Here is a 24,305-nt window from a genome sequence, read left to right on the forward strand (position 1 = left end):
CTAACGGGAATGCTCCTTTCAGCCGGCGGCGCCGCAGGAAACAAACAAGGCTATCCCCAACGGAGACAGCCTTGCTCGTTATTTTTTCTGGTCGTCGATTTTCAAGACGGCCATAAACGCTTCTTGCGGCACTTCGACCGACCCGATTTGTTTCATCCGCTTCTTTCCTTCTTTTTGCTTCTCAAGCAGCTTCCGCTTCCGCGACACGTCGCCGCCGTAACATTTTGCGAGCACGTTTTTGCGCAACGCTTTGATTGTCGAACGGGCGATGACCTTGTTGCCGATCGCCGCCTGCACCGGCACTTCAAATTGCTGGCGTGGAATCAAATCTTTCAGCTTTTCAACGATCGCTTTGCCGCGCTCGTACGCAGAGTCGCGGTGAACGATAAACGATAAGGCATCGATTTTTTCGCCGTTTAGCAAAATATCCATCTTGACGAGATTGGACGGCCGGTAGCCGATCAATTCGTAGTCGAATGACGCGTACCCTTTTGTGTTCGACTTTAAAGCGTCGAAAAAGTCGTAGACGATCTCGGAGAGCGGAATATCGTAAATGAGCATGACGCGCTTTTCATCCAAATATTGCATATCGACAAACGTGCCGCGCTTTCCTTGACACAGCTCCATCACCGGACCGACATAGTCGTTTGGCACCATGATCGTCGCTTTCACATACGGTTCTTCAATGCGGTCGATTTTTTGCGGGTCGGGCATGTTCGTCGGGTTGTCGACGTCAACTTCCGTTCCGTCGGTCAAATGCACCTTGTAAACGACGCTCGGCGCGGTCGTGATCAAATCGATATGAAATTCGCGCTCGAGCCGCTCTTGGATGATTTCCATATGAAGCAAGCCGAGAAATCCACAGCGGAAGCCGAACCCAAGCGCCTGCGACGTTTCCGGCTCAAAGTGGAGCGCCGCATCGTTCAATTGCAGCTTCTCGAGCGCCTCGCGCAAATCGTTGTAGCGCGCCGTATCGATCGGATACATCCCGCAAAACACCATCGGATTGAGCTTCCGATAGCCCGGGAGCGGTTCAGCTGCCGGCCGTTCGGCATCGGTGATCGTATCGCCGACGCGCGTATCTTTCACGTTTTTAATCGAGGCGGTCAAATAGCCGACATCACCGACCGTCAATTCGTCGACGACTTTTTGCTTCGGCGTGAACACGCCGACTTCCGTCACTTCAAACTCCTTGCCGGTCGACATCATTTTAATGCGCTGCCCTGGCTTCACCGTTCCGTCGACGACGCGGACATAGGCGACGACGCCGCGGTACGGGTCATAAAGGGAATCAAAAATGAGCGCCTTCAGCGGCGCATCCGGATCACCCGAGGGAGCCGGAATTTTTTCGACGATTTTTTCCAAAATTTCTTCGATGCCGATGCCGACTTTGGCCGAAGCAAGCACCGCGTCAGAGGCGTCCAAACCGATGACATCCTCAATTTCTTGACGCACCCGCTCCGGTTCAGCGCTTGGCAAATCGATTTTGTTAATGACCGGCAAAATTTCTAAATTGTTGTCGATCGCCAAATACACGTTGGCGAGCGTCTGCGCTTCAATGCCTTGCGCCGCATCGACGACCAAAATCGCCCCTTCGCAAGCGGCCAAGCTGCGCGACACTTCGTACGTAAAGTCGACGTGGCCCGGCGTGTCGATCAAATGGAAAATATACTCTTCGCCATTTTTCGCTTTATATGTCAACTGAACCGCATTCAATTTAATCGTGATGCCGCGCTCGCGCTCAAGCTCCATCGTATCGAGCGTCTGCTCGCGCAATTCACGCTCCGACAGCGCCCCCGTCTTTTCCAAAATGCGGTCCGCCAGCGTCGATTTTCCGTGGTCAATGTGAGCAATAATCGAAAAATTGCGGATCCGTTCCTGCCGTTTCAACCGTTCTTCCCGGTTCATCGTCTCTCACTCCTGCTTCTTCGCAAAACTACACTAGCTTTGATTATAGCAACAGCGCGAAGAAGATTCAATGATGAACGAAAAGCCGAGTCAGTCAAGACTTTGTGGAGAACATTTTTTCGGTTCACTACGGGCGTTGTCAATCACTAGTTAGCGAACCATTTTCAGGAATTAATATCGTAAGCGCTTTCGGACTCTCATCCCTCATCTTGAGGCGATGATACGATATTCCATTTTTTTACACCCAACCACCATCCCGGAGCGCCGACAACGCTTGATGGATCGGCGTCCCGGATGACTGCTGAAGATACGGGATGTTTTGTCGCATCACATCCGCCCACAACCGTCCTGCCTTCCGTTTGGCCTGTTCGATCCGCTTGGACTTTGTTGAGGCCGAGACGGCCGACTGGGGATCTTGCTCCTCCCACCGTCCCTTTCTCCACCCGATCCCGTCGATTCGGGCCGCCATCGCCCTCAGAAACGCCCGAAGCCCTTGGTCTTTCCAGCTGCGGCGGGATTTCACCCGATGCGCAAACCGGCTCATCACGCTCTCGGCGTGGCCCCTCGGACGCATGCCGGTCGTCTCCACCCCTTGCTCCGACAGCCACTCCCGATAGTCCCGGATGCATCCCGGCATCGACTCGATCCGGCGGATCATGGCAGCCATCTGCTTCTCTTTCGCTTCGTCCTCCAACGTGCCGACCGCGCTGTTCAGCTCCACGAGAAGCCCCTCTTCGTCTTGTTTCGCCAGCGTCCTCCAACGTGCCGACCGCGCTGTTCAGCTCCACGAGAAGCCCCTCTTCGTCTTGTTTCGCCAGCTTCTTCCGCACCTCCCGCCAACGCGGATGGCCGGACAGACACTGACGCAGCTCCCGCGCCACATGAAATCGATCCAGCTGAAAGCACGCCCGCTTCCCAAAATACTCCCGGCAGGCCGTGATCCACGACGCCGCGTCGCCGTTGATGATCAACAGGTCCCGGCACGGATCATAGGCATATTCGTTCATCAGCCACTCTTCGAACCGTTCCCACACGTCTCCCTCCCCTTCATGGAGGTAGTGGCGCCGGTTCACGAGCTCGAGCTGCGAACCGTTTCGTTTCCATCCCTCGTGAATCGCCAGGATTTTCTCTTCTTTCGCCCGTTTCCCTTTCCCCTGGCGGGAAATGAACAGCCCATCCGCCTCCACAAACAGCACTCGGCCGTGCCGTTTGGAAACAGGGTGGTGCAGCGAGACAGAGGCCTCCAGCACCAGTTGGCGAATCGCCTCGTGGCTCATGACCGCATACCCCACGATCGACTCGAGTGTGCGAGCCGCTTTGCGGTAGGAAGAGCACTCTACGGCCAACTCGACCGCCGTTTCCTCGAGGCAAGGGCTGATCGACTGCGCTCCATCAAAGCCTAATTCGGCATCCAGCAAGAAGGTATACTTCCCCGTTTGCCGGTCATAGTAGTAGTTCCGTCGAAACGTCACTTCTCCAAACAGCGTTTGGATCGTAGTCGGCCGTTTGTCTTTCAGCTGATACCGGCGCTTGTCCCGCGCTTCCGCCAGTTGTTGATCAATCTCCTCCAAAAGGGCCGCCAACAAGACAGCGAACACCTTTTGAAGAGTTCTGACTAATTGTTCCTCCAGCTCTTTTAATAAAGGCCATTCTGTGGTAAGATGTTTCATGGACTCTCTCCCTCCTGTTTTCGGTTGATGTTGACAATCACCATCATAGCAGGGAGAGAGTCCTTTTTGCATGACATTTGCTTTTTTCTACCGCGCTTCGCTTGGTGGCCCCGACGAGCGTCGCGAACAAAAGTTCGCAACCCTCGTCGGGGATCATTTCGGAATGTCACCCACAAATATTTTACTCACACCGAAAAGCCAAGCCGCCGTTCGGGCTTTCCGGAAAGACGCGAAACGGCCAGAGCCGCGCCAAGAAAACAATCGACAATATGGAAAGCGCAGCACTTTGTGCTCCAGCCGGCGGACGGCGTCCAAAAGAAAAAGCCGCCATTGTGACGGCACGTTCCTGTTTCGTCCGCACATGAACGGGCTAGTCCAACACCCGGCCGACGAGCGAAAACAGCATTTCCATGAGCGCGGTGACGGCATCGGCAAAAAGTTGGCCGAGCCTAGAGAACAAGTTGAACGTTTTCAGCTCGCGAATCGTTTCTTGCTTTTCTCCTAAATCTCCAGCAACGACCGGCCGGCCAAACACCGCCGCTTCCACCTCACCATTTTCCCTTTTTTTCATATCGATGACGGATGGAAACGACGGATCGGCATAACCGCGCATCCGTTCCATGCCGCGATGCGCCTCTTGCATGCCAAACAACACGCCGAAAAAAAGAAGAAAGATCGCTAGAGTAAAGCGGATGAACCATCGTGCCATAGTGACGCTCCTTTACTTTTTCTCCGCCGGAGCCGGCGCTTCGACTTTTTCCGCCTGCCAATAATAGTCGCTGAACACATCGGCCAACGCCGACACGGAACGAAACAACTCAGTAAACGTATTGTCAACACCGCCGACTTCAATTAAAATCGCGTTTTCCGATAAATCTTGATTAAACTTGCCGTTCGTCCCGGCTCCTTTTTTCTCGATCACCCCGCGGCTCAACCCTGGATATTTCTTTTGCAGCAACTGATGCAACGCGGTAGCCAGCTGCAAGTTTTTCTCGTATGTCGCGTTTTCTCCGCCAATAATGAATGCGACACGCGCATAATCAACGCCGTTGATCGTAGCCGTCGTATATTTCCGCCGCCGCGAATCGCGATGGATATCGATGAAGTAGTGCAAGTCACGATTTTGCTTCATTGCTGCGACCACTGTTTGGCGGGACATATCATACGATTGGGAGTATTTCATCCCTTTCTTTAACAATTCGCTGACAATGTCGATTTTGCTCACTTCAGCCCCGATGCCGCGCTTTTCCAGTTCTTCCGCTAACTTTTCCCCCACTTTTGTGATGTTGACCGTCGGGTGAAACGCCAAATCCGGGTCAGTGACCCCTTTGAGCGCCGGCAAAAACGACTCATGCGTATGGGTATTGTAAATGTAGACCACTTTTTTCCCTCCGGTCGTCTGCGATGGCGGGGGAACCGGTTTTTCATCTTCGTTCTTGTTTGCTTGTTCGAGTTCATCGACCGAGGCTTGCCGTTCCGCAAGCATCGCCTCAAGCGGCGGCGCTGATTCGTATGGCATGTTCGTATAATCCGTTCCTTCACCAGCGATGAGAATTTTGCTGTCATAAAGGGCAAAGCCCGGCAGCTCGCTGCCAAGCAGGCTGCGCGGGTCATCGGGATTGATGCTCGTCGCCAGGCGGAACAATAGCGATGAGTAATTCGTCTGCCGCCGATCTTTCGGCAGCAGCTGCGCAAAATATCGATTTTCCAAGGCGAACAGACGAATGAACGTCTCTTCCGGAAAATGGGCCGCCATATCGTTCAGCGATGATGACGACGGACGGTATTCCGGCCGCAGCGATGTGAGCGCTCCGACAAGCATAAACATCATCATGCAGCCAAGGATGATGAGCATCAACAGTTTCTTTATGCTGGCTCCTGGAATCGCGATCATGACGTTTGAGGAGCGCCATCGTTTCATATTCCCACCCTTTCCCGGCTTGTCTCCTTAGTTTAACGTATGGCCAAGCGGGAAAAGATAGAACTGTTTTTTGTCTAATGAGTGTAGGAGCCGACATTGCCTTGGTCGACTTGCCGATGCAGTGCCGCATTCAAGCCGCTGGCTAATAAGTTGGCCATATCGCCGATAAACGAATCGATCTCTTTTGGGGTCACCATCAAATTATGCCCAAGCGGCGCGAGCACTTCATAGATGAGGCGCCGCTTTTCTTCATCGCCAAGCGTGCCGACCATGCCAAGAAACGTCGACCGTTCTTGCGGCGACGGCATGTCTTGTTCCGTCAATTTTCGTTTGCGCCCAAACGTCCAGCCCGCCGGAGCGAGCGCGCTTGACGGCCGTTTCCCTTCGCGCATTTCGCGGCCGAAATGCTTCAAAATGAAATCGATCGTGTCGCTCGTGATGGAGACCGCATCGACAACCGTCGGAACGCCGATCGAAATGACCGGAATGCCAAGCGTTTCATAGCTTAACTCTTTCCGCTTGTTGCCGACCCCGGAGCCAGGATGGATGCCGGTGTCAGAAATTTGAATCGTCGCGTTGACCCGTTCGATCGAGCGAGCTGCCAAGGCGTCAATCACAATGACAAAATCCGGATTTGTTTTCCGGACGACGCCGTCGATAATGTCGCTCGTTTCAATCCCGGTCGTCCCCATCACCCCCGGAGCAAGAGCGCTCACCGGCCGGAAGCCTTCCTCGACGCTTTCCGGCTGCAGCTGGAACAAATGACGGGTGACAAGCACGTTTTCCACCGTCAGCGGCCCGAGCGCGTCCGGAGTGACGTTTTGGTTGCCGAGCCCGACAATCAAGCAGCTCGCTTGATCGGGGATGCGGAGCCGCTTGAAAAAGGCGCTGAGCTGGTCGGAGAAGATGCGCTGCACGTTTTGCTGCAACTCGGTATTTTGTTCGCGGATGCCTTGCGCTTCAATCGTCACGTAGTGGCCCGGCTTCTTGCCGATCGAGGCCGCTCCTTGTTCCGTGACATGCACATGCGACAGCTTGACACCGTTGATCTCCTCGTCATGAATGATGACCCCCTCAATCGGCGCGGCGCTTTCTTGTTTTTGCTGCAAGCGCTCCTCGAGTGCGATCTCATGCGCTTCGATCGCTAAATCCGTGCGCACCGAGTACTGGCGTAAATCGAGCGGCTGTTCCATGTCGTTCCTCCCCATTTCTGCCGTTTTCTTTTATTGTCGCCGCAATCAGGCCCGGTCATTCATGTTTCGTAAAGGATTTTCGCTTGAACACTCTTGCATAATCCAAACACGTTTGATAGAATAACACTTGTTCTTCCTGTTGTTCACAACAGAAAGTAGGAATGGTAACGGAGGTGAACGAACGTGGCTAACATCAAATCAGCGATCAAACGCGCGAAAACGAGCGAAAAGCGCCGGGCTCACAACGCCTCGATGAAATCGGCCATGCGTACGGCGATCAAAAAATTTGAAGCGCTTGTTGAATTGAAAGACGTGGAAAAAGCGCGCGAGGCATTCATTATTGCGTCGAAAAAATTAGACAAAGCTGCAAGCAAAGGCCTTATCCATAAAAACGCCGCCAGCCGGCAAAAATCGCGCTTAGCGAAAAAATTGAACAGCATCCAAGCTTCCTAATCAAAAACGACCTGGCGCCAGGTCGTTTTTTTGTTTTTCTTTATGTTCACGGCAAACGGCCGGGCGATCGCTTCACCGCCGGCCGTGACGCCCCGCTTGCGCCGGGCGGGTGCCCCACCGCATCAGAAGCAGCTCAACGGCCAACCGGCGATCGACCGCTCCGCTTTTCACCTCGTAATCGGCGTCAGCGAGCTCGTTGATCGCCTCAGCAAGCTCTCCGTCAGCGAAGCGGGCCGCTTGAGCAAGAGCGAGCTTGACGCGGAACGGGTGCACCTTGAGCGCCGCAGCAATTTGCGCCTGCCCGTAGCCTAAGGAGGCAAGCCATTTCACTTGCGAAAGCAAGCGGAAATGGGCGGCGAGCAGCGCCAAAATTTTGATCGGCTCTTCATTGTTTTCAAGCAGATCATAAAACGTCTGCAACGCCGCTGGAATGTCGCGCTTCGCCACTTGCTCGACAAGCACAAATACGTTTTCTTCCGGCGTGCGGGCGACAAGCCGTTCAACCGCCGCCGCCTCGATGGTTCCGCCCGATCCGGCAAACAGGGCCAATTTATCGATTTCATTCGCCAAGGCGGAAAGCTGCGTCCCGGCCCGCCGCAACAGGACATCAATCGCCTCGTCGCTTGCTTGTGCCCCTTGGCTCTCGATGCGGCGCCGCACCCAGGCGCGCAGCTCCGCTTCGGCGAGCGGGGCGGCGATGACGACTTCGCTTTGCTCTTTGGCGAGCTTCGTAATTTTTTTTCGCTCATCAAGCTTCTCGTACGGCGCGAAAAAGACGACGATCGAAAACGGCGACGGCGCCTTCAAGTACGCCTCCAGCTTCGCCAAATCATGTTCGATCTCCTTCTCTTTTTCAGACGTAAAAAAATATGGATGCTTGATGAGGATGACACGCCGCTCGCCGAAAAACGGCACCGTCTCGGCCTCCTCAAGCGCCGCCTCGACCGGCGTTTCCTCGCAGTCGTACACAGCCAAGTTCCACTCGCGCTCCTCGGGGCCAAGCGCTGCGTTCACCAATCGCTCATACGTTTCCGTTAATAAAAACGGCTCATTGCCGTATAATAAATAAAGAAGAGAAAAACGCCGTTTTTCAATGTTTCCCCATACGCGTTCCAGCATGTTCCCGTCTCCATTCCCTAGCAAACGTCTCTGCTAGAAAAGATACACCGTTTTTCGTCATTTTACAAGGGAACCGGCTGCCGAAAAAACCGGTTCCCCTTTATATAAACGCCAGCCTATAAGTCCTAGGACCTTATTGGCCAGCGGATTATTTTTATGTTTTCCCGGCTGTTTGAAAGTATTTGTGTCAACTGTTGTCAAGGAAGGAAAAGAAGCGAGCGGCGGTAGATTTTTCACGCGTTTTCGTCTATACTAAAAATGATTGAACGAGGAGGGGGAAAACGATGAACGTATTTGAAAAGGAAGTGCAAAGCCAACGAAATGACGCCGTCGATTCCGCCGTCGGATTCATCGTGTCGTTCGGCTTTTTCGCTACCATGTTCATCATCGCAACGTTGATCGAATTTTTCGGTCGATAAGGATTGCTTACATAAGCAATCCTTATTTTTTTGTTTCTGCTGAAACGTTCCGCTTTTTTGTGCACTACATCTTATGGTTTCATCACCTGAAAGGTTCCACCGTTTTCGTCATACACATAGCGAATGGCCCCGTTTTCATCCGTCCGCCAAATGATCGCCCGTTGTTGCCGAAGCCGCATAAGCACCTCGGGGGACGGATGCCCGTAGCGATTGTAGCGGCCGACGGAAATGATGGCCGCTCGCGGCTTGATCGTCCGCAAAAACGGCTCTGTTGTCGACGTTTTGCTGCCGTGGTGGGCGACTTTCAATACATCGGCGCGCAGCTCTGGATAAGCGCGGATGAGCGCCTGTTCCGCCTCTTCCTCGATATCCGCAGCAAACAGCCATGTCAAGCGGCCGAGGCGGGCGAGCAATACAAGCGAGCCGTTATTATCCTCATTGTTTCCCGCCTCCGGGTGCAATACGGAAAACGCGGCATCCCCCACCTTCCACCGATCCCCCCGCACGCTGGCGGCCACCGGCACAGAAAACGGGCGCGCCATCGCCTTGACGGCCGGCAGCGCTCCTGGGCTTGTGACAATCTTCTTGACGCGCACGGCTCCCATCACCTCGGGAGCAGCCCCGATATGGTCGGCATCATCGTGCGTCAAAATCAGTTGATCAAGCGTCCTCACCCCTTGGGCTTTTAAAAACGGCACGACAACGTCGCGGCCGACGGCAAACGGCCGAGACCGCTTGCGCCACGGTTCGCGCACCCATTCCGGCGTCCCGCTGGTATCAATGAGATAGACTGCTTTTCGATAAGGGAGCTCAATATAAATACAGTCCCCTTGCCCAACATCCAATACCGTCACTTCCCCTTTCGGATCCACATACGGGGCGGCCAGCTGAAGCGCCGTCGCCGCCGCCACCGCTGTCAATCCGCGGATCAGGCGGCCGCGCTCCCAATCCAAAAACGCCGCCGCGATGGCCGTCAGATAGCCAGCTAAGCACCACGGCCCCGGACGCCCGAGCACAAGCATAAACGAGTAATCGACCGAGAAAAAACGGACAACCGCGTCCGTCAGCTCAATGAGGCGGCTAAACAGCCAAATGAGCGGAGAAAAGGAAAAAACTGCGGATAGAAAAGCAATGGGCAAAATGACAAATGAATACCAAGGGACGAAGAAGACATTCAGCCCTATGCTCCAAACAGAAATTTCATAAAAATGGTAAAGCAAAATCGGCAGTGCGGCAAGCTGAGCGGCGAGCGCGGTCTGAAGCAAGTTTTGGAGCATCGAACGAGCAGAGGCGAGCACCGACACATGGGCAAGAAGAGCAAACGTGACAAGAAACGACAGCTGAAAACCGACATCCCAAACCATATAGGGATCAAAGACGAGCAAGGCAAGCGTTGTCCAACTCAACGCATCCAGCGGATGGATCCTTCCTTTTTTCCACTGAACGGCCAACACCATCATCCCAGTCGCACAAGCGCGCAGCACCGACGGCGAAGCGCCAGCGAGAACGGCGTACACAGGCAAAAACGCCAACAGCCCTGCCAGCACGGCTTCCCTCGTCACGAAGCGAATCGCACCGGCAAAACCAGCGCCAATCAGCAGCGTGACATGCCCTCCTGAAATGGCTAGCAGATGGATGAGACCGAGCTGCTGATACCCTTCAAGGACCGACTCATCAAGGGTGCGCTGCTCCCCATAAATCAGTGCAGCGGCGATGCCAGCCGCTTCCGGCGGAAACTGGGCTTCAATGCGGCGGACGCCAGCCTCACGAATCGCCTCAAGCCGTTCGATGATAGTGGGACGGACGCGCATGCAAGCAGAGAGATCGATCGCCTCAGGGAGAAAGATCCAATGGATACGATGGCGGCGCAAATAACGGCGGTAATCAAATGCATACGGATTGCTGGCTGGCATAGGGCGCTCGAGCATTCCGCTCAGCCGGCACACGACCCCGGGCATAAGACGCGCACGCAGCGCTTCTTTTTCCGCAGCCGTCCGAATGATGTAACGAAGCTGCACCCGCTCCTTGCCAGCTTGCACCGCCGCCTGCAATCGATCGCCGTCGATCGCCGGCGCGGCGGAAAAACGAACGGAAAGCGAATGACGGCCGCCGGAAAGGGAAGTTTTGTTATGATGGTCAACGATGAGAAAATAGACAAAAAAGAAGAGAGCTGCAACGAGAGCAGGAAGGAAACAGTGCGGCCGGCGGATGAAAAGAAGAAGGAGATAAATGATAAGGAGAAGACATGTGGTTTTGGACGGCGAGGCCGCCGCCACGGCAAAGAGCGCCGCCGCGGCGGGATAGACGGCTTGTCCTTTCATGCTCCCCCTCCGCCGCCGGAAAGCAAGGCGAACACATCCGTTTTCAGCGGCACTTGCACAAGCCGGACGCCAGCTTGAGCAAACAGCTCCAAGGCGTACGGGTGGTTTTTGTAGTCTTGGGCGTAATAGACAGCGCGAATGCCGCTTTGAATGATCGCCTTGCAACAATGCAAGCACGGAAAATGGGTGACATACATCTCGGCCCCCTCGGTCGGGACGCCGAACTTGGCGCATTGCAAAATGGCATTCATTTCCGCATGGATCGTCCGTACACAATGGCCGTCAATAACGTAGCACCCTTCATCGGTGCAATGGGCGCCCCCGGCGATCGAGCCGTTGTACCCGCCGGCGATGATGCGCTTATCGCGCACGATCGTCGCTCCGACGGCGAGCCTCGTGCACGTGCTGCGCAGCGCAAGCAAATGGCTTTGCGCCATAAAGTATTGATCCCATGTGATGCGTTCCATTTTCCATCCCTCCGCTCGTGTCCATGCTTTTAGTCTACCCACTGCCTCTTGCCCCCGTCAACGCCGAAAAACGTCCACAGCAGCCTTGATCCGCCATAAATTAAGAAGCATTGCCCTCCCCCGCCTCGCTTACGGAACAAGCAAATACGGCTTCAATTTCTCCAGCGTTTTTTCACCAATTCCAGTCACATTCAACAAATCCTCCACCCGCCGAAACGGCCCGTGTTCTTCACGATAGGCGATGATCGCTTTTGCCTTCGCCGGTCCGATGCCGGGAAGCTGCATCAACTCCTCTTCCGTCGCCGTATTGACCGCCACTTGCGGCCCGTCCCGAGCTCCATCGCTTGGAGACTTGCCGACGGCATCTGACGCTGGTGCGGCCTCGTCTTTTGCCGGCACGTAAATCATCATTTCATCGTGCACTTTTGCTGCCAAATTGACTTTCGTTTCATCCGCCTCATCCGCTAATCCGCCGGCTAGGACGATGACATCGCGAACGCGAGCGTCCGCCGCCACCTCATACACTCCGGGGTTCGCGACCGCCCCTTTCACATCCACCACAGCGCTTTTTGACGCCTCGTTCTTTTTTTCTTCCGTCCGGGCGGCATCCGTTTCAGCCGCCGCCGGCAAAACGACTTGCCCCTTTTCATCCGTCGGATGATGAAACACCCATAACCCCGCCGCCGCGGCAAACAACAAGAACATCCCTACTTTTCCATACCGTTTGCCAAGCTCCTGCACATGCTCCCACATACGATCCCATCCTTTCCATCTCAAGTCATAAACCGAGCCTTTTTCTCATACATATCAAAAAAGAGAGTTCCGGTGAACCAAAACCGGGAGGGGGGACAACACATGAACATCGGCGTCATCGGCACGGGGAATATGGGCACCATCTTAATCGAAGCGTTCCTCGACTCCGGCGCCGTGAAAGCGGATCAGCTCGTCATCACGAACCGTACGCTTGCGAAAGCGTTCGCGATACAACGCGCGCATCCCGGCATGGCAGTGGTTGCCGATGCGGCTGAAGTCGTCAAACAATCCAGTCTCGTTTTTTTATGCGTCAAACCGCTCGACATCCACCCATTGTTGCAGCAGCTGGCCCCGCACTGGACAAGGGAGCATTGCCTTGTGTCGATCACAAGCCCGATCAGCGTCGAACAGCTTGAAGCAGCCGTCCCTTGCCAAGTCGTGCGCGCCATTCCGAGCATCACAAACCGCGCGCTCTCCGGCAGCATACTCATCACAATCGGATCACGCTGTTCGGCCGACTGCCGGCAAACGATCGATGATCTTCTCCGGCGCATCGCCTCGCCGGTGTATATCGATGAGGCCATCACCCGCGTCGCTTCCGACATCTCCAGCTGCGGTCCGGCGTTTTTCAGCTATTTGCTGCAACGCTTCATCGACGCCGCAGCGGCCAAAACCGCCATCACGAAAGAACAGGCGACGATGCTGGCGACCGACATGATCATCGGCTTCGCGGAATTGTTGAAGCAAAACTTGTACACGCTCCCGACGCTGCAGGAAAAAGTGTGCGTCAAAGGCGGAATCACCGGGGAAGGAATCGCCGTCCTCGAACAGCGGCTCGACGGCGTCTTCGAAGAAGTGCTGGCGAAAACACATGAGAAGTTTAAAGAAGATGTGGAGAAGGTGAAGCAACAGTTTCCTTGATTGATTTTCATTTGACAAGCAGCAGCGAAAATCCTGCTTCGTTCGACAAAAAAATGGACCCCAGCTTGTACGGCTGGGGTTTTCATATTTACGGATTTTTCGTTGGATTCCATCGTCGTTCAACCTTTCAGCTGTTGCTTGTTTTTATCTATATTGTTTCGATCCTCATTCGGCTATTGAGCCGGGCACAAGATTTCTTCCAATTACGTTTGGTTGACATTACACTCGTTTCAATCCTCAGCCAGCTATTAAGCCGGATGCAAAACGATAGAGCATTTTCCCTGCATGATTTTATGTTTCAACCAAAATCTCCCTAAATCTTCCTCATCCACGTTTCTTTTTATGATTTATGATTTCTCGCTCTTCGCCCCTCACCGCTTCCGCGCGACGAAAAACAACCGCTCCGCCGTCTCGGTCGGGGGCGCATCGGTGAAATCGGCGGTCACTTCAAGCACCTCGAAGCCAGCGGATTCGAGCCATCGCTCATAGACGGCGCGCTCGAACGTACGCTGTTCGTGCCATTCGTCGAAACGTTCGTATAGATCGCCGCGGCGGACGAAAAAGGTTAATTCATGCCCGACGCTGTGCGGCCAATCAAGCGGATGGCATGTCCATATGTAGCTGAGGTCTTCATCCTGGTCCGCAAACACGGCGTCGCGGAACAGGACGTCCATTTTGTAGACCGAATGGACATCAAACAAAAGCAGCCCGCCGCCGCCAAGGGCGCGGGAGACGGCGGCGAACGTCCGCTTCACATCCTCTTCATCCGTTAAATAGTTGAGAGCATCGCAAAACAGGAAGGCGCCATCCAGATCAGAAAACCCGTCGAGCTCCGCCATGTTTTGCTCGAAAAACGGCACCTCCACTCCCGCCGCTTCAGCTTTCGCCTGGGCGACGGCGAGCATATGTTCAGAGAGATCAACGCCGGATACTTGCCATCCGGCCTTGGCAAGGCGGATGGCAAGCTCTCCCGTCCCGCAGCCGATGTCGACAACCCGCCGTCCCGGCCGTTTGGCGTATCGGGCGAAAACCCGCTCGACAAATGATTGCCATGCATCATACGGCGCCTCGGCCATGAGCGCATCGTACCAATCGGCGAAACGAGCATAGGTCATGGCTGCAGCACAGCCGCGACGTCTTCCGTCGGGGCGTCCCCCCAGAGCCGTTCGAGGTTGTAATACTCGCGCTCCTCTTTGGCAAAAACATGCACAACGATGTCGCCCAAGTCGACAAGCACCCATTTCGCCTCATGGAATCCTTCAACCCGCTTCACCACTAGGCCGTGTTCTTCCGCTTGGTCTTGAATTTCGCGGGCGATGGCCTGCACTTGTTTGTCCGAATTGCCATGGCAAATGACAAAATAATCGGCGACAAGCGAAATGCCTTTCATGTTCAAGACGACAATTTGTTCCGCCTTTTTATCATCCGCCGCGCGGACGACAAGCTGCAACGCCTCTTGTTCCGTCACCGTTTTGCTTCCCCCTTCACTTCACGCATGAGTGAATTGTACGCATGAATCGTATCTGGATAAATGAGCTGGCGCTTCTCAAGCAAAAACGCGATCGTATTTTTCACCGCCTGCAAAAGCGCCCGGTTGAGGTCTTCTTCCGCCAAGCGCCGTACGTCGTCGACGCCGGGGAAGCGGCGCCCTGGTTCAATATAGTCGGCCAAATAAATAATTTTTTCAAGCACCGTCATTCCCGCCCTCCCGGACGTATGGTAGCGAATGGCATCCAGCACCTCCGGATCGTCGATGCCGACTTCTGTCTGCACCAAATAGGCGCCAACGGGCGCATGCCATAGCTCACTGTTGTAAGCAAGCAAATCGTTGGGCATATTTTGCGCCAAAATGATTTGTTTCATTTCCTCGACCGGACGGAATTTGGCATAGTCGTGGAAAATCGCCGCCAGTTCCGCCTTTTTCGCGTCGGCGCCGTATTGCCTGGCGAGCTTAACAGCGGTCTCGACAACGCCAAGCGTATGCTCGTAGCGCTGCTCTGTCAGCTGTTGTTTCACGATCAGTAACGCCTGTTCTCGCTCCATATAGCCCCTTCTCCTCAATATAAAGTCTAACGCCTTCCGGCACAAGATAGCGAATCGTCTGCCCGTTCCGCACCCGCTCGCGGATGAGCGAGGAAGAAACGGCAAACTGCGGCGCCTCAACTTCGATGACCGGATACGGCGTTTCCATGGAAAACCCCGGCCGCTTGACGCCAACAAACGTCACCAACTCGATGAGCTCATCGATGCGGTGCCAATGGGGCAAATATTCGACCATATCGGCGCCGATGATGAAATAAAACTCGTCATTGGGATGCATCGCGACAAGCTGCCGGATCGTATCGTACGTATACGAAGGCCCTTCCCGCTCGAGTTCGATCGTCTCAATATGAAAGCGCGGATGGCCAGCCACTGCCAACTCGAGCATGCGCAGCCGGTCTTCGCTTTTGGTCACTTGTTCGTGCTGCTTATGGGGAGGAAGGCGGTTGGGCAGAAACCAAATTTCTGACAACTGAAGGGCGTCAAGCACTTCATTCGCCATGAGCAAATGACCGTAATGAGGCGGATCAAACGTGCCGCCGAAAATCCCGATTTTTCCCATCTTCTTTCCTCCCGCCGCCTGCCGTGGCTGCTCCCATTGTCAATCAGGCAGAACGATTTGTTTATGCTCCTTCGATTCTTTGTATAAGACGATCGTATTGCCGATCACTTGCACGACTTCCGCCCCCGTTCCAGCCGCGAGCTGCTCGGCGACGGCATGGCGGTCTTCTTCGCAGTTTTGCAACACGCTCACTTTCAACAGTTCGCGCGCCTCCAGCGCTGCGGCAATTTGTTTCGTCATCTCTTCGGTGACGCCGCCTTTGCCGACTTGGAAAATCGGCTTGATATGATGGGCTTGCGCCCGCAAAAACCGTTTTTGTTTTCCCGTTAGCATATGTTACCTCCTTAACGCTTCGATGACAAGCTGTTTCATCCGGTTGACATCCGGCCATTGGCCGGTCCACTTTTCGAACGCCAGCGCTCCCTGGTATACGAGCATGCCGACGCCGTTTTGCACACGGGCGCCGCGGGCTTTCGCTTCTTTCAGCCATTTTGTTTCCAGTGGATTGTAAATAATATCGGAAACGATCACCCCTGGGCGCAGCCGTTCAAGAGAAAGCGGCTGCACCTCGACACGCGGATGCATGCCGACAGAAGTGGTATTGATGATAATATCGTATTCGGCCAGCCGCGTTTCGGCCTCGGCGAGTGAAAAATACGCCGAGCGGCCATCCCCCCCTTCGCGGACGAGCCGCTCCGCTTTTTCCACCGTCCGGTTGGCCATATCGATGCGCTCGGCTGCCGTCGACAGCAACGAAAAGTAAATGCCGCGCGCCCCGCCGCCAGCGCCGATCACCAAAATCCGCTTGCCGTCCAAGGTGATGTTCATTTCCTCTTCCAACGCTTGGACATAACCGAGCCCGTCTGTATTATAGCCGACGAGCCGGCCGTCATTGTTGATGATCGTATTGACCGCCCCGATGCGGCGCGCATGTTCGTCCACTTCGTCCAAAAACGGAATGACCGCCAGTTTGTGCGGAATCGTCACGTTCACCCCGGCGATGCCGAGCGCCCGCACGCCAGCGATCGCCGCACCGACTTGCCCCGGTTCGACGGAAAACAAATGATAGCGCGCCGGAATGCCCAAACGGGCGAATGCATCATTATGCATGAGCGGCGACAGCGAGTGCTCGACGGGAAACCCAATCAACCCGTATACCTTTTCCACGTTTCTCCCCTCCCGCTTTCCATTAAATCAACGATTGACGGATAAATACGTCGACCCCTTTTGGAGCATGGACGACGAGCTGGGCACCCGGGTCGTTGCACGTCACCCAGCCGAGTCCGGAAAAAACGATGTCCGTCTTCCGCTCTTTGACAGACAGCGAGCGCGGCACAAGCGGCGGAAATTCAGCGGCATAGCGTTTGTTTGGCGGCGACAGCAAATCGCCAAGCTGATTGGCATAAAGGGAGTCGGCTTTTTCCAACTTCGTCCGATGAACCGTCAACTCATTGGCCATGTAGCAGACGAACGAGCGGCGCCCGCCTTTGATGTAATCGAGGCGGGCCAAGCCTCCGAAAAAGAGCGTCTGCCCTTCGTTGAGCTGATAAACGCGCGGATGGATTTCCCGCTTCGGCGTAATGATCTTCAAATCGCGCGCATCAACAAAGTGCGCCATTTGGTGATGGTTGATGATCCCCGGCGTATCATACAGCGTCGCTCCACCCTCAAGCGGAATTTCGATCATATCGAGTGTCGTCCCCGGGAAATATGACGTGGTAATCACATTCCCTTTGCCGGTCGCCTCTTCAATGATCCGATTGATGAACGTCGACTTGCCGACATTCGTGCAGCCGACGACGTAGACATCGCCGCCCTCACGGTAGCGATTGATCGCTTCCATCACCTTCGCCATGCCAATTCCTTTCGCTGCGCTGACAAGGCAGACGTCAACCGGACAGAGCCCGAGCTCTTCAGCCATGCGGCGCATCCAGCGCAGCAGCTTCGGGTATTTGACCGACCTCGGCAATAAATCCGCCTTGTTGCCGACAAGCAAAATCGGATTCTCGGCCGCAAACCGCGGCAAGCCAGGAATCCAGCTGCCGTTGAAATCGAAAATGTCGACGATGTTGACGACAAGCGCCTTCGATTCCCCGATGCGGTGCAGCATGTTTAAAAAATCGCTGTCATCAAGCGGCACGTCTTGCACTTCGTTGTAATGTTTCAAGCGGAAGCAGCGCTGGCAAATGATTTCTTCCTCGTCTTTTTCGAACACGCTTTTCGGCGCATAGCCCGCCTTTTTCGGATCGTCAAACTGAATGGCCGCTCCGCAGCCGATGCAACGCAGTTGTGGCTCCACGATCATTCCTCCCAGTAAATCATCCCTTTTTTGCGCATCACCTTTAAAATTCTCCGCTCCATTTTTCGATTGAAACGCGTCCATAATCCGTCCGTCTGGGCGACCGGGACGACTAAAATCGTGTTCAGTCCGAGCCGGTTGCCCCCAAGTACATCAGTCAGCAACTGATCGCCGATGACGACGACTTCCTCTTTCTTAAGCTCCATCATCTTTAATGCCTGCAAAAACGCGCGTGTCAGCGGTTTGCGCGCTTCAAAGATGAACGGGATGCCAAGCGGCTCAGCAAACGACTGCACGCGTTGTTTATTATTATTCGATACGATGACGACCTTAATGCCCGCCTGCTTCATCGCATCAAACCATGCGGCCAGCTCCGGGGTGGCGCTCGGCCGATCCCATTCAACGAGCGTATTGTCCAGATCGGTGATGATCCCTTTGACCCCTTTTTGTTTCAGCTCATCCGGAGTAATGTCGATCACACGCTTGGCAAACTGGCTTGGCAAAAAGTAGTGAAGCATGCCGGACACCCGCCTTTCCATTTGCTTTTCCCATCATAGCGAATTTGATCGTTTGTTTCAAAACAAAGTTTGCCAATGATAAACAGAAAAAATTTTCGACAAATTTTGCGCCTCTCCATCTTGTGGATAACTGTTGCCCACATTATACACAAGCTAAACATCACATTTCCTACGATTTATAAACATGTTTTCCACATGTTATCCACCACTTTCTGTGGATAACAGAACGGTTGTTCTCTTTCACAAGTCATGGTACATTGTAAGTAACCTACCATTATATGTATGACATGTTTGGCATATTCCATCCAAAAAAGGAGGACGCCCCCGATGAAACATTTGTCCGACGAGCTGTTGATCGAGTCGTACTTCAAGGCGAAAGAGCTCAACCTCAGCCCGGAATTCATCGAGTTGATTGAAAAAGAAATCCAGCGCCGTTCATTGACCCACAAAATTAAGCTGTCCTCATAAGCGAAGGCCTTCGGGCTTTTTTTGTTTCGGAAAGCCTTAGCGCTCATGCGCCTCGCACCAATAGCCGAGCCGCTCGCCGACTTTGATCGGCATGGGCGCAACAATGCGCGGGTCAGGGGCGAAACTTCCGCGTTCAAACAGCAAGACGACCGTTGAACCGAACGAAAAATACGCCATTTCCTCTCCTTTGATGAGCTGCTCACCCTCATGGGTCAATTCAATGCTGTTGACGAACATGGCGCCGATTTTCACAATCGCCAAGCGCTTGCCGCCGGCTGTGACCTCGGTGATGAGGCGGTAATTTTTCTCGAGCGGCCGACGCCCATATTTTAAGCCAAGACGGTTGACCGGATACGACTTGCGGCCGAGCGCCCACTGCTTTTCGATCACTCCAGATATTGGGCTGTGGATGCGGTGATAATGACTCGGGCTTAAATACAGAATAAAAAAGAACCCGTTCACATACGGTTGTGCCGCTTCAACGCTGCCGAGCATTTCTGCAATGGAATACGGCTTTCCCTTGACGATCATTTCGCAGTTTTCTCGAATCGTGCCCATGTCTTCAATGACGGCGTCGACCGGGCTGACGACCGTATGCTCATCAGCGTCGACCGGCCTCACCCCAGCCTTCAGCCGGCGGACGAACAGTTGCTGCAACGTCTTATAATTTTTTAAGCTTTTTTCCATTTCGTCTTGGTTAATATGATAAATTTTTGCATACGATGATATCAATAGCCCGCTGAGTCGCGATTTGGCAAACGAAGCGAGCAGCTTTGAAGAAAGCGAGTGATTGGTCAGCTCGATGAACAAACGATAAAGCCATTTTCGCAAGCACGTTCCCTCCAGTAGCGCAACATCGCCATTCGTTACTACCTTCCATATTACCGCCAAAATGAGTATAATGGTAGTAGAATTTTCTTTTGGCGTTTTCTGTTGGAAAAGGAGTGGGGAAACTTGTTCTTATCGGACTATTTAGATTATACGTTAAAAAAGCTGAAAGCAAACGTGGCAAACATTTTGACGATGACAAACCTGTCGCTTGGCGGCTTTTCCGTCCTGGCTACGCTGAAAGGGCAGCTTCATATGAGCGTGCTGCTCGTTTTTTTAGCAGCGTTTGTCGATCGCTTTGACGGCGCTGTGGCGCGCAAGATGAACATTGAATCCGAACTTGGCAAGCAGCTCGATTCGATGAGCGACATCGTCTCCTTCGGCGTCGCTCCCGCCTTGCTGATGTACCAAGGCTTGTTCCATGAGTTCGGCGCGCCCGGCGCGGTATTCACCGTTTTGTACATCGCTTGCGGCGCCTTCCGCCTCGCTCGCTTCAACATCACAGAAAACAACGGCTACTTCGCGGGGCTGCCGATCACCGCCGCCGGGGTGCTGATGACGCTCGGTTATTTAGCCATCCCGTACTTCCCGCCGCAATCGTTTATGTTTTTGGCGCTTATTTTATCGTTTTTAATGGTCGGCACGTTTAAACTGAAAAAAATATGATGATCACCGGAGCTGCCCTTTCCGTCAGCCTAATGGAGCGGGCGGCTTTTTGCGTCTCATGTCACACCTTTTTCCCTTTTCAACCTCCTATATTCAGTATATGATAAATATGGTTTCTTCATAAAAACGCCCAATGGCGTAGATCGTTCGTATGGAAAAAGCGGGGGGATTCATTTGGACAAAACATCGGTCATCGGCATCATCCTTGGCGTCATTGCCGTCGGGCTGGGCATGTACTTTAAGGGCGTTTCGCCTGCTGTATTGATCAATCCGGCCGCCATCCTCATCATTCTCGTCGGGACGGCGGCAGCGGTCGTCATCGCCTTTCCGACGCACGAAATTAAAAAAGTGCCAAAACTTTTCAAAGTCATTTTCACGGAATCAACGACGCCGACGGTCGAACAACTGATTCCGCTGTTCGTCGATTGGGCGAATATCGCCCGCCGCGAAGGGCTGCTGGCGCTCGAGGCGAAATTGGACGACATTGACGACCCGTTTTTGCGCAACGGACTCAGCATGGCAATCGATGGGCAAACGCAAGAGTTCATCCGCGATGTCATGACAGAGGAAATCGTTGCCATGGAAGAGCGCCACGAAGCGAATGCCGCGATTTTTTCCCAAGCAGGCACGTACGCGCCGACGCTCGGGGTGCTTGGGGCCGTCATCGGCCTGATTGCCGCCCTTGGCAATATGGAAAACATCGCCGAGCTCGGCAAGGCGATCAGCGCCGCTTTTGTCGCCACGATGCTCGGCATTTTCACCGGCTATGTGCTTTGGCATCCGTTTGCCAACAAACTGCGGCGGAAATCGAAGGAAGAGGCGCGCGTGCGCTACATCATGATTGAAGGGGTGCTGTCCATTTTGGAAGGACAAGCCCCGCGCATGATCGAACAAAAACTCGCCTCATACTTGCCGGAAAGCGAGCGGCGCCAAGCGCTGGTGCAAGGGGAAACGGCCAATGGCTAAGAAAAAAAAGAACAAGCATGACGACCATATGAGCGAGGCATGGCTGATTCCGTACGCGGATTTATTGACGCTATTGCTCGCCCTATTCATCGTCTTGTTTGCGAGCAGCCAAATCGACCAAAAGAAGTTTCAAGAAATTGCGCGCGCCTTTAGCACCGCCTTTGCCGGCGGAACGGGTGTTCTTGACTTTCAAAGCCCGATCGAGCCGATCACTCCACCGGCCCAAGACGAAGAAGGACGGCATCAAGCAAAGCAGCCTTCCCCAGCCGTAAACGGAAAGGAAAAAGAAGAATTAGGGCAAATCAAAGCGAAAATCGACAGCTACATCCACGACAACAAGCTGACGGGAAAACTGCAGACTTCCTTGACGGACGAAGGGCTCGCGATTACCATTTTGGATGATATTTTATTCGACTCCGGCAGCGCCGAAGTGCGCATGAAAGACCGGCGTCTTGCGGCGGAAATCTCCGCTTTGCTCGTCATGAACCCGCCGCGCAATATCATCATCAGCGGCCATACGGACAACGTGCCGATCCATAATGAGAAATTTGCTTCCAACTGGGAGCTGAGCGTCATGCGCGCCGTCAATTTCATGAAAGTGCTGCTTGAAAACAAGCAACTCGATCCGCGCTATTTCAGCGCCAAAGGGTATGGCGAATACAAGCCGATCGCCTCCAACGCCACCGCTGCCGGGCGGATGAAAAACCGGCGTGTCGAAATTTTAATTTTGCCGCGCACCGACGTCAATGATTCGTCCACATCCACTCAGTGACCGCCGCGCCTTCAGCGGGCGGTTTTCTTTAGCCGTCGCTTTGCCAAAACTCTCTTTTCCATGTCCAGACAGAAAAACCGGCGGTTCGCCGGTTTTTCCTCCTTCGTCCGCAAAGACCTTTATTCGAAAAAATCAAAGCTTGATCGTCCATTTAATGACTCCGGCTTTGGCAAGCGCCTCAACCAAAATGACAACGACCGGCCCGACGAACAACCCGATAAAGCCAAGCAGCTGAAACCCCAGATAGACGCTGACGAGCGCGGCGAGCGGGGAAATGCCCAAATTGGTGGAAAACACTTTCGGCTCAATGATCCGGCGCACGACGGTGATGACGACAAACAGCACGATGAGCCCGATGCCAAGCGTATTGTTGCCGTTCGCCATGCTGATGAGCCCCCACGGAACAAGCACGGAACCCGTTCCTAAAATCGGCAAAATATCAACGACGACGATGACCAGCGCCATCAACGCCGCATAGTCGACCCCCAACACGAAAAGGCCAGCCAGCGCGAGGAAAAACGTAATTAAACTAAGCAAAAACTGCGCTTTTAAAAAGCCGATCCCCGCTTTGCTCAGCTGGGCGACGACCATCCCAAGCCGCTGTTCGGTCCGTTCGGACAAATAGCGGCGCATGCCTTGCTTCAGCTGCGGCAAATCGAGGCAAATGAGAAACAGTGCGATCAAATACACTAAAAAATGAATCAAAAACGCCGGAATGGCGGCAATATAATGGACGAGCGACTGCGTCAAGTTGGTCGCAAACGACAAAAGCATTTGCTCGACGGTATTGACGCCGCGTTCAAGCGAATCGATGATTTCCTGCGGAATGGAGCTGGAATACGACTGCCACGTTTGAATGAGGCGGTCGAGCACTTTCGTCGCTTCGTTTAGCACATAAGGCAGTTTTTGCGAGAGCGCCATCACTTGTTGCACAAAAATCACGACTAGAAAGTAAAGGGAAAGCCCAAGAATGATGATGAACAATGAAAAAATCACCGTGACGGCGTGCGCGCGCTTCAGCTTATAGTTTTCTTGCAATCGGCGGATGGACGGCTCGAGCAAAAGCGCGGTCGCAAGTGCGAAAAGAAGAGGCACGCTGTATGGCACAAGCCATAGCCCCACAGCGAATAGCAACGCAATGATAATCCAACGTTTCACGTTCGTCCCTCATTTTTCATAAAAATTTAGCCAAAAGATGGTTCATGTATAAATATAGCCGACAGCATGCGGACGGGCAACTATTTCATGCGCTCGTTTTCATCTGCAGCGCGGCGTCGTCGTTGCCAAACGATGTAAATCGCCGCCACCGCCACCGCCGCTGCAATAGCCGGTCGGACGTATGGCGCCGCCATCTCGTCAATTTGCCGCCATCGTTGGCCAAGCTGCTCTCCCAACCAAATAAACAAGATGGACCATGGGATGATGGCCAACACCGTGTAAATCGTAAACGGCAACCACTTCATCCGCGCAATGCCGGCGGGGATCGAAATCGCATGGCGGACAACGGGGATAAACCGGGCGCTGAAAATGACGCCGGGGCCAAATTTCGCAAACCAGCGTTCCGCCACATCCAAATGTTTTTTCTGGATCAATACATATTTCCCATACTGATCTAGAAACGGCCGTCCGCCATAGTAGCCCATCCAATACAAAAACAACTGCGCCACCGTGCCGCCTATTGTCCCAGCTGCCACGGCCCCAGCAAATGAGACATCCCCCCGCGCTACCAAATAACCGGCATAAGCCAACACGATCTCGCTGGGGATCACTTCCACCATCAAGGCGAGAGCGATGCCGACATAGCCTAAACTGGTCAAAAAGGAAAACATCGATTGAATGACTTCGTGCACCGTTTTTCCTCCTTGTCTTTCGCTTCCTTGTCCATTTTTTCATTATACTATACGTTCCTTGCCAACAAAATCGAGTAGGAGAGGGTGACTAACCCTCGTCCTCTCACACCACCGTACGTACCGTTCGGTATACGGCGGTTCCATTAAGTCTGACGCAGAGATTCATATCGTTGATAAAGACTCTTCAGGCC

Annotated in this window: 27 protein-coding genes and 1 pseudogene; 8 read left to right on the plus strand and 20 right to left on the minus strand. The window is 53.8% G+C overall.

From position 1 onward, the window contains the following. Positions 1-78: 78 nt before the first annotated feature. The 5 genes and pseudogenes from lepA to gpr form a co-directional block, all read right to left on the minus strand. Positions 79-1,908: a translation elongation factor 4 gene (gene lepA, locus DI44_RS04535; RefSeq protein WP_011231987.1), complete on the minus strand. Its 1,830-nt coding sequence runs from the start codon at positions 1,906-1,908 to the stop codon at positions 79-81. 238 nt (positions 1,909-2,146) lie between these two features. Next, positions 2,147-3,578, minus strand: a pseudogene (locus DI44_RS0117250) (ISLre2 family transposase). A 370-nt stretch (positions 3,579-3,948) separates the two neighbouring features. Continuing rightward, positions 3,949-4,287 carry a YqxA family protein gene (locus DI44_RS04530; protein ID WP_011231988.1) on the minus strand — a complete coding sequence of 113 codons (339 nt, stop codon included), beginning with the start codon at positions 4,285-4,287 and terminating at the stop codon, positions 3,949-3,951. Between the two features lie 12 nt (positions 4,288-4,299). Next, complete coding sequence (locus DI44_RS04525) at positions 4,300-5,499, minus strand: stage II sporulation protein P (RefSeq protein ID WP_033025871.1); 1,200 nt, start codon at positions 5,497-5,499, stop codon at positions 4,300-4,302. A gap of 74 nt (positions 5,500-5,573) precedes the next feature. Further along, positions 5,574-6,692 carry a GPR endopeptidase gene (gene gpr, locus DI44_RS04520; protein WP_033025873.1) on the minus strand — a complete coding sequence of 373 codons (1,119 nt, stop codon included), beginning with the start codon at positions 6,690-6,692 and terminating at the stop codon, positions 5,574-5,576. A 183-nt stretch (positions 6,693-6,875) separates the two neighbouring features. On the opposite strand from gpr, the gene rpsT reads away from it, so the two are divergent. Next, a complete protein-coding gene (gene rpsT / locus DI44_RS04515; RefSeq protein ID WP_011231991.1) occupies positions 6,876-7,145 on the plus strand; it encodes a 30S ribosomal protein S20 in 270 nt (89 codons plus the stop codon). Positions 7,146-7,217: 72 nt separating this feature from the next. On the opposite strand, the gene holA is transcribed toward rpsT, so the two are convergent. Next, the gene (holA, locus tag DI44_RS04510; protein ID WP_011231992.1) at positions 7,218-8,264 is read right to left on the minus strand and encodes a DNA polymerase III subunit delta; all 1,047 of its coding nucleotides are present in this window, start codon (positions 8,262-8,264) and stop codon (positions 7,218-7,220) included. 284 nt (positions 8,265-8,548) lie between these two features. Here holA and DI44_RS18235 point away from each other — a divergent pair, with 284 nt between their 5' ends. Continuing rightward, positions 8,549-8,683, plus strand: a complete 135-nt coding sequence (locus DI44_RS18235; RefSeq protein WP_011231993.1) for a YqzM family protein — start codon at positions 8,549-8,551, stop codon at positions 8,681-8,683. A gap of 71 nt (positions 8,684-8,754) precedes the next feature. Here the strand turns inward: DI44_RS18235 and DI44_RS04500 are convergent, their stop codons facing one another. The 3 genes from DI44_RS04500 to DI44_RS04490 form a co-directional block, all read right to left on the minus strand. Beyond that, entirely contained in the window at positions 8,755-11,004 is a 2,250-nt protein-coding gene (locus DI44_RS04500; protein ID WP_033025874.1) for a DNA internalization-related competence protein ComEC/Rec2, read from the minus strand. After that, positions 11,001-11,471 carry a ComE operon protein 2 gene (locus DI44_RS04495; protein ID WP_011231995.1) on the minus strand — a complete coding sequence of 157 codons (471 nt, stop codon included), beginning with the start codon at positions 11,469-11,471 and terminating at the stop codon, positions 11,001-11,003. The genes DI44_RS04500 and DI44_RS04495 overlap by 4 nt, the downstream gene beginning before the upstream one ends. 129 nt (positions 11,472-11,600) lie before the next feature. Further along, positions 11,601-12,224 carry a helix-hairpin-helix domain-containing protein gene (locus DI44_RS04490; RefSeq protein ID WP_033025876.1) on the minus strand — a complete coding sequence of 208 codons (624 nt, stop codon included), beginning with the start codon at positions 12,222-12,224 and terminating at the stop codon, positions 11,601-11,603. A 102-nt stretch (positions 12,225-12,326) separates the two neighbouring features. On the opposite strand from DI44_RS04490, the gene comER reads away from it, so the two are divergent. Then, positions 12,327-13,145 carry a late competence protein ComER gene (gene comER / locus DI44_RS04485; protein WP_033025878.1) on the plus strand — a complete coding sequence of 273 codons (819 nt, stop codon included), beginning with the start codon at positions 12,327-12,329 and terminating at the stop codon, positions 13,143-13,145. Continuing rightward, positions 13,142-13,462, plus strand: a complete 321-nt coding sequence (locus DI44_RS04480) for a hypothetical protein (RefSeq protein ID WP_021322005.1) — start codon at positions 13,142-13,144, stop codon at positions 13,460-13,462. The genes comER and DI44_RS04480 overlap by 4 nt, the downstream gene beginning before the upstream one ends. Positions 13,463-13,516: 54 nt before the next feature. Here the strand turns inward: DI44_RS04480 and DI44_RS04475 are convergent, their stop codons facing one another. Genes DI44_RS04475 through DI44_RS04440 form a run of 8 tightly spaced genes read right to left on the minus strand, consistent with a single transcriptional unit; the run spans position 13,517 to position 18,564 of the window. Continuing rightward, entirely contained in the window at positions 13,517-14,260 is a 744-nt protein-coding gene (locus DI44_RS04475) for a class I SAM-dependent methyltransferase (protein WP_033025880.1), read from the minus strand. After that, complete coding sequence (gene rsfS, locus DI44_RS04470; protein ID WP_011231999.1) at positions 14,257-14,613, minus strand: ribosome silencing factor; 357 nt, start codon at positions 14,611-14,613, stop codon at positions 14,257-14,259. The genes DI44_RS04475 and rsfS overlap by 4 nt, the downstream gene beginning before the upstream one ends. After that, positions 14,610-15,188, minus strand: a complete 579-nt coding sequence (gene yqeK / locus DI44_RS04465; RefSeq protein ID WP_011232000.1) for a bis(5'-nucleosyl)-tetraphosphatase (symmetrical) YqeK — start codon at positions 15,186-15,188, stop codon at positions 14,610-14,612. The genes rsfS and yqeK overlap by 4 nt, the downstream gene beginning before the upstream one ends. Then, on the minus strand, positions 15,097-15,747 hold the full coding sequence (locus tag DI44_RS04460; protein ID WP_011232001.1) for a nicotinate-nucleotide adenylyltransferase: 651 nt from the start codon (positions 15,745-15,747) through the stop codon (positions 15,097-15,099). Before DI44_RS04460 ends, yqeK begins: the two co-directional genes overlap by 92 nt. 39 nt (positions 15,748-15,786) lie before the next feature. Next, positions 15,787-16,080, minus strand: coding sequence for a ribosome assembly RNA-binding protein YhbY (gene yhbY / locus DI44_RS04455; protein WP_033025881.1), 294 nt, complete (start codon positions 16,078-16,080; stop codon positions 15,787-15,789). A gap of 3 nt (positions 16,081-16,083) precedes the next feature. After that, a complete protein-coding gene (aroE, locus tag DI44_RS04450; protein WP_033025883.1) occupies positions 16,084-16,914 on the minus strand; it encodes a shikimate dehydrogenase in 831 nt (276 codons plus the stop codon). A 22-nt stretch (positions 16,915-16,936) separates the two neighbouring features. Continuing rightward, complete coding sequence (gene yqeH, locus DI44_RS04445) at positions 16,937-18,046, minus strand: ribosome biogenesis GTPase YqeH (protein ID WP_033025887.1); 1,110 nt, start codon at positions 18,044-18,046, stop codon at positions 16,937-16,939. 2 nt (positions 18,047-18,048) lie between these two features. Then, a complete protein-coding gene (locus DI44_RS04440; protein ID WP_011232005.1) occupies positions 18,049-18,564 on the minus strand; it encodes a YqeG family HAD IIIA-type phosphatase in 516 nt (171 codons plus the stop codon). A 327-nt stretch (positions 18,565-18,891) separates the two neighbouring features. Between DI44_RS04440 and DI44_RS04435 the strand changes: the two genes are divergently transcribed. Continuing rightward, positions 18,892-19,032 carry a sporulation histidine kinase inhibitor Sda gene (locus DI44_RS04435; RefSeq protein WP_008879941.1) on the plus strand — a complete coding sequence of 47 codons (141 nt, stop codon included), beginning with the start codon at positions 18,892-18,894 and terminating at the stop codon, positions 19,030-19,032. 36 nt (positions 19,033-19,068) lie between these two features. On the opposite strand, the gene DI44_RS04430 is transcribed toward DI44_RS04435, so the two are convergent. Next, on the minus strand, positions 19,069-19,863 hold the full coding sequence (locus DI44_RS04430) for a phosphatidylserine decarboxylase (protein ID WP_033025884.1): 795 nt from the start codon (positions 19,861-19,863) through the stop codon (positions 19,069-19,071). A gap of 123 nt (positions 19,864-19,986) precedes the next feature. Between DI44_RS04430 and pssA the strand changes: the two genes are divergently transcribed. The 3 genes from pssA to motB all read left to right on the plus strand — a co-directional run bounded on the left by pssA (position 19,987) and on the right by motB (position 22,264). Next, positions 19,987-20,526 carry a CDP-diacylglycerol--serine O-phosphatidyltransferase gene (gene pssA, locus DI44_RS04425; protein ID WP_014196390.1) on the plus strand — a complete coding sequence of 180 codons (540 nt, stop codon included), beginning with the start codon at positions 19,987-19,989 and terminating at the stop codon, positions 20,524-20,526. A 174-nt stretch (positions 20,527-20,700) separates the two neighbouring features. Continuing rightward, positions 20,701-21,492: a flagellar motor stator protein MotA gene (gene motA / locus DI44_RS04420; RefSeq protein WP_033025885.1), complete on the plus strand. Its 792-nt coding sequence runs from the start codon at positions 20,701-20,703 to the stop codon at positions 21,490-21,492. Then, on the plus strand, positions 21,485-22,264 hold the full coding sequence (motB, locus tag DI44_RS04415; RefSeq protein ID WP_013524187.1) for a flagellar motor protein MotB: 780 nt from the start codon (positions 21,485-21,487) through the stop codon (positions 22,262-22,264). Before motA ends, motB begins: the two co-directional genes overlap by 8 nt. Positions 22,265-22,396: 132 nt before the next feature. On the opposite strand, the gene ytvI is transcribed toward motB, so the two are convergent. After that, entirely contained in the window at positions 22,397-23,422 is a 1,026-nt protein-coding gene (ytvI, locus tag DI44_RS04410; protein ID WP_011232010.1) for a sporulation integral membrane protein YtvI, read from the minus strand. 80 nt (positions 23,423-23,502) lie between these two features. Next, the gene (locus DI44_RS04405) at positions 23,503-24,114 is read right to left on the minus strand and encodes a DedA family protein (protein ID WP_011232011.1); all 612 of its coding nucleotides are present in this window, start codon (positions 24,112-24,114) and stop codon (positions 23,503-23,505) included. Between the last annotated feature and the right edge of the window lie 191 nt (positions 24,115-24,305).

Source organism: Geobacillus sp. CAMR5420 (assembly GCF_000691465.1).
Lineage (GTDB): Bacteria > Bacillota > Bacilli > Bacillales > Anoxybacillaceae > Geobacillus > Geobacillus thermoleovorans.

Bases quoted from the DNA above. Each gene is read 5' to 3' on its own strand.
- lepA (WP_011231987.1), bottom strand. From the start codon at position 1,908: ATGAACCGGGAAGAACGGTTGAAACGGCAGGAACGGATCCGCAATTTT.
- DI44_RS04530 (WP_011231988.1), bottom strand. From the start codon at position 4,287: ATGGCACGATGGTTCATCCGCTTTACTCTAGCGATCTTTCTTCTTTTT.
- DI44_RS04525 (WP_033025871.1), bottom strand. From the start codon at position 5,499: ATGAAACGATGGCGCTCCTCAAACGTCATGATCGCGATTCCAGGAGCC.
- gpr (WP_033025873.1), bottom strand. From the start codon at position 6,692: ATGGAACAGCCGCTCGATTTACGCCAGTACTCGGTGCGCACGGATTTA.
- holA (WP_011231992.1), bottom strand. From the start codon at position 8,264: ATGCTGGAACGCGTATGGGGAAACATTGAAAAACGGCGTTTTTCTCTT.
- DI44_RS18235 (WP_011231993.1), top strand. From the start codon at position 8,549: ATGAACGTATTTGAAAAGGAAGTGCAAAGCCAACGAAATGACGCCGTC.
- DI44_RS04500 (WP_033025874.1), bottom strand. From the start codon at position 11,004: ATGAAAGGACAAGCCGTCTATCCCGCCGCGGCGGCGCTCTTTGCCGTG.
- DI44_RS04495 (WP_011231995.1), bottom strand. From the start codon at position 11,471: ATGGAACGCATCACATGGGATCAATACTTTATGGCGCAAAGCCATTTG.
- DI44_RS04490 (WP_033025876.1), bottom strand. From the start codon at position 12,224: ATGTGGGAGCATGTGCAGGAGCTTGGCAAACGGTATGGAAAAGTAGGG.
- comER (WP_033025878.1), top strand. From the start codon at position 12,327: ATGAACATCGGCGTCATCGGCACGGGGAATATGGGCACCATCTTAATC.
- DI44_RS04475 (WP_033025880.1), bottom strand. From the start codon at position 14,260: ATGACCTATGCTCGTTTCGCCGATTGGTACGATGCGCTCATGGCCGAG.
- yqeK (WP_011232000.1), bottom strand. From the start codon at position 15,188: ATGGAGCGAGAACAGGCGTTACTGATCGTGAAACAACAGCTGACAGAG.
- DI44_RS04460 (WP_011232001.1), bottom strand. From the start codon at position 15,747: ATGGGAAAAATCGGGATTTTCGGCGGCACGTTTGATCCGCCTCATTAC.
- yhbY (WP_033025881.1), bottom strand. From the start codon at position 16,080: ATGCTAACGGGAAAACAAAAACGGTTTTTGCGGGCGCAAGCCCATCAT.
- DI44_RS04440 (WP_011232005.1), bottom strand. From the start codon at position 18,564: ATGCTTCACTACTTTTTGCCAAGCCAGTTTGCCAAGCGTGTGATCGAC.
- DI44_RS04435 (WP_008879941.1), top strand. From the start codon at position 18,892: ATGAAACATTTGTCCGACGAGCTGTTGATCGAGTCGTACTTCAAGGCG.
- motB (WP_013524187.1), top strand. From the start codon at position 21,485: ATGGCTAAGAAAAAAAAGAACAAGCATGACGACCATATGAGCGAGGCA.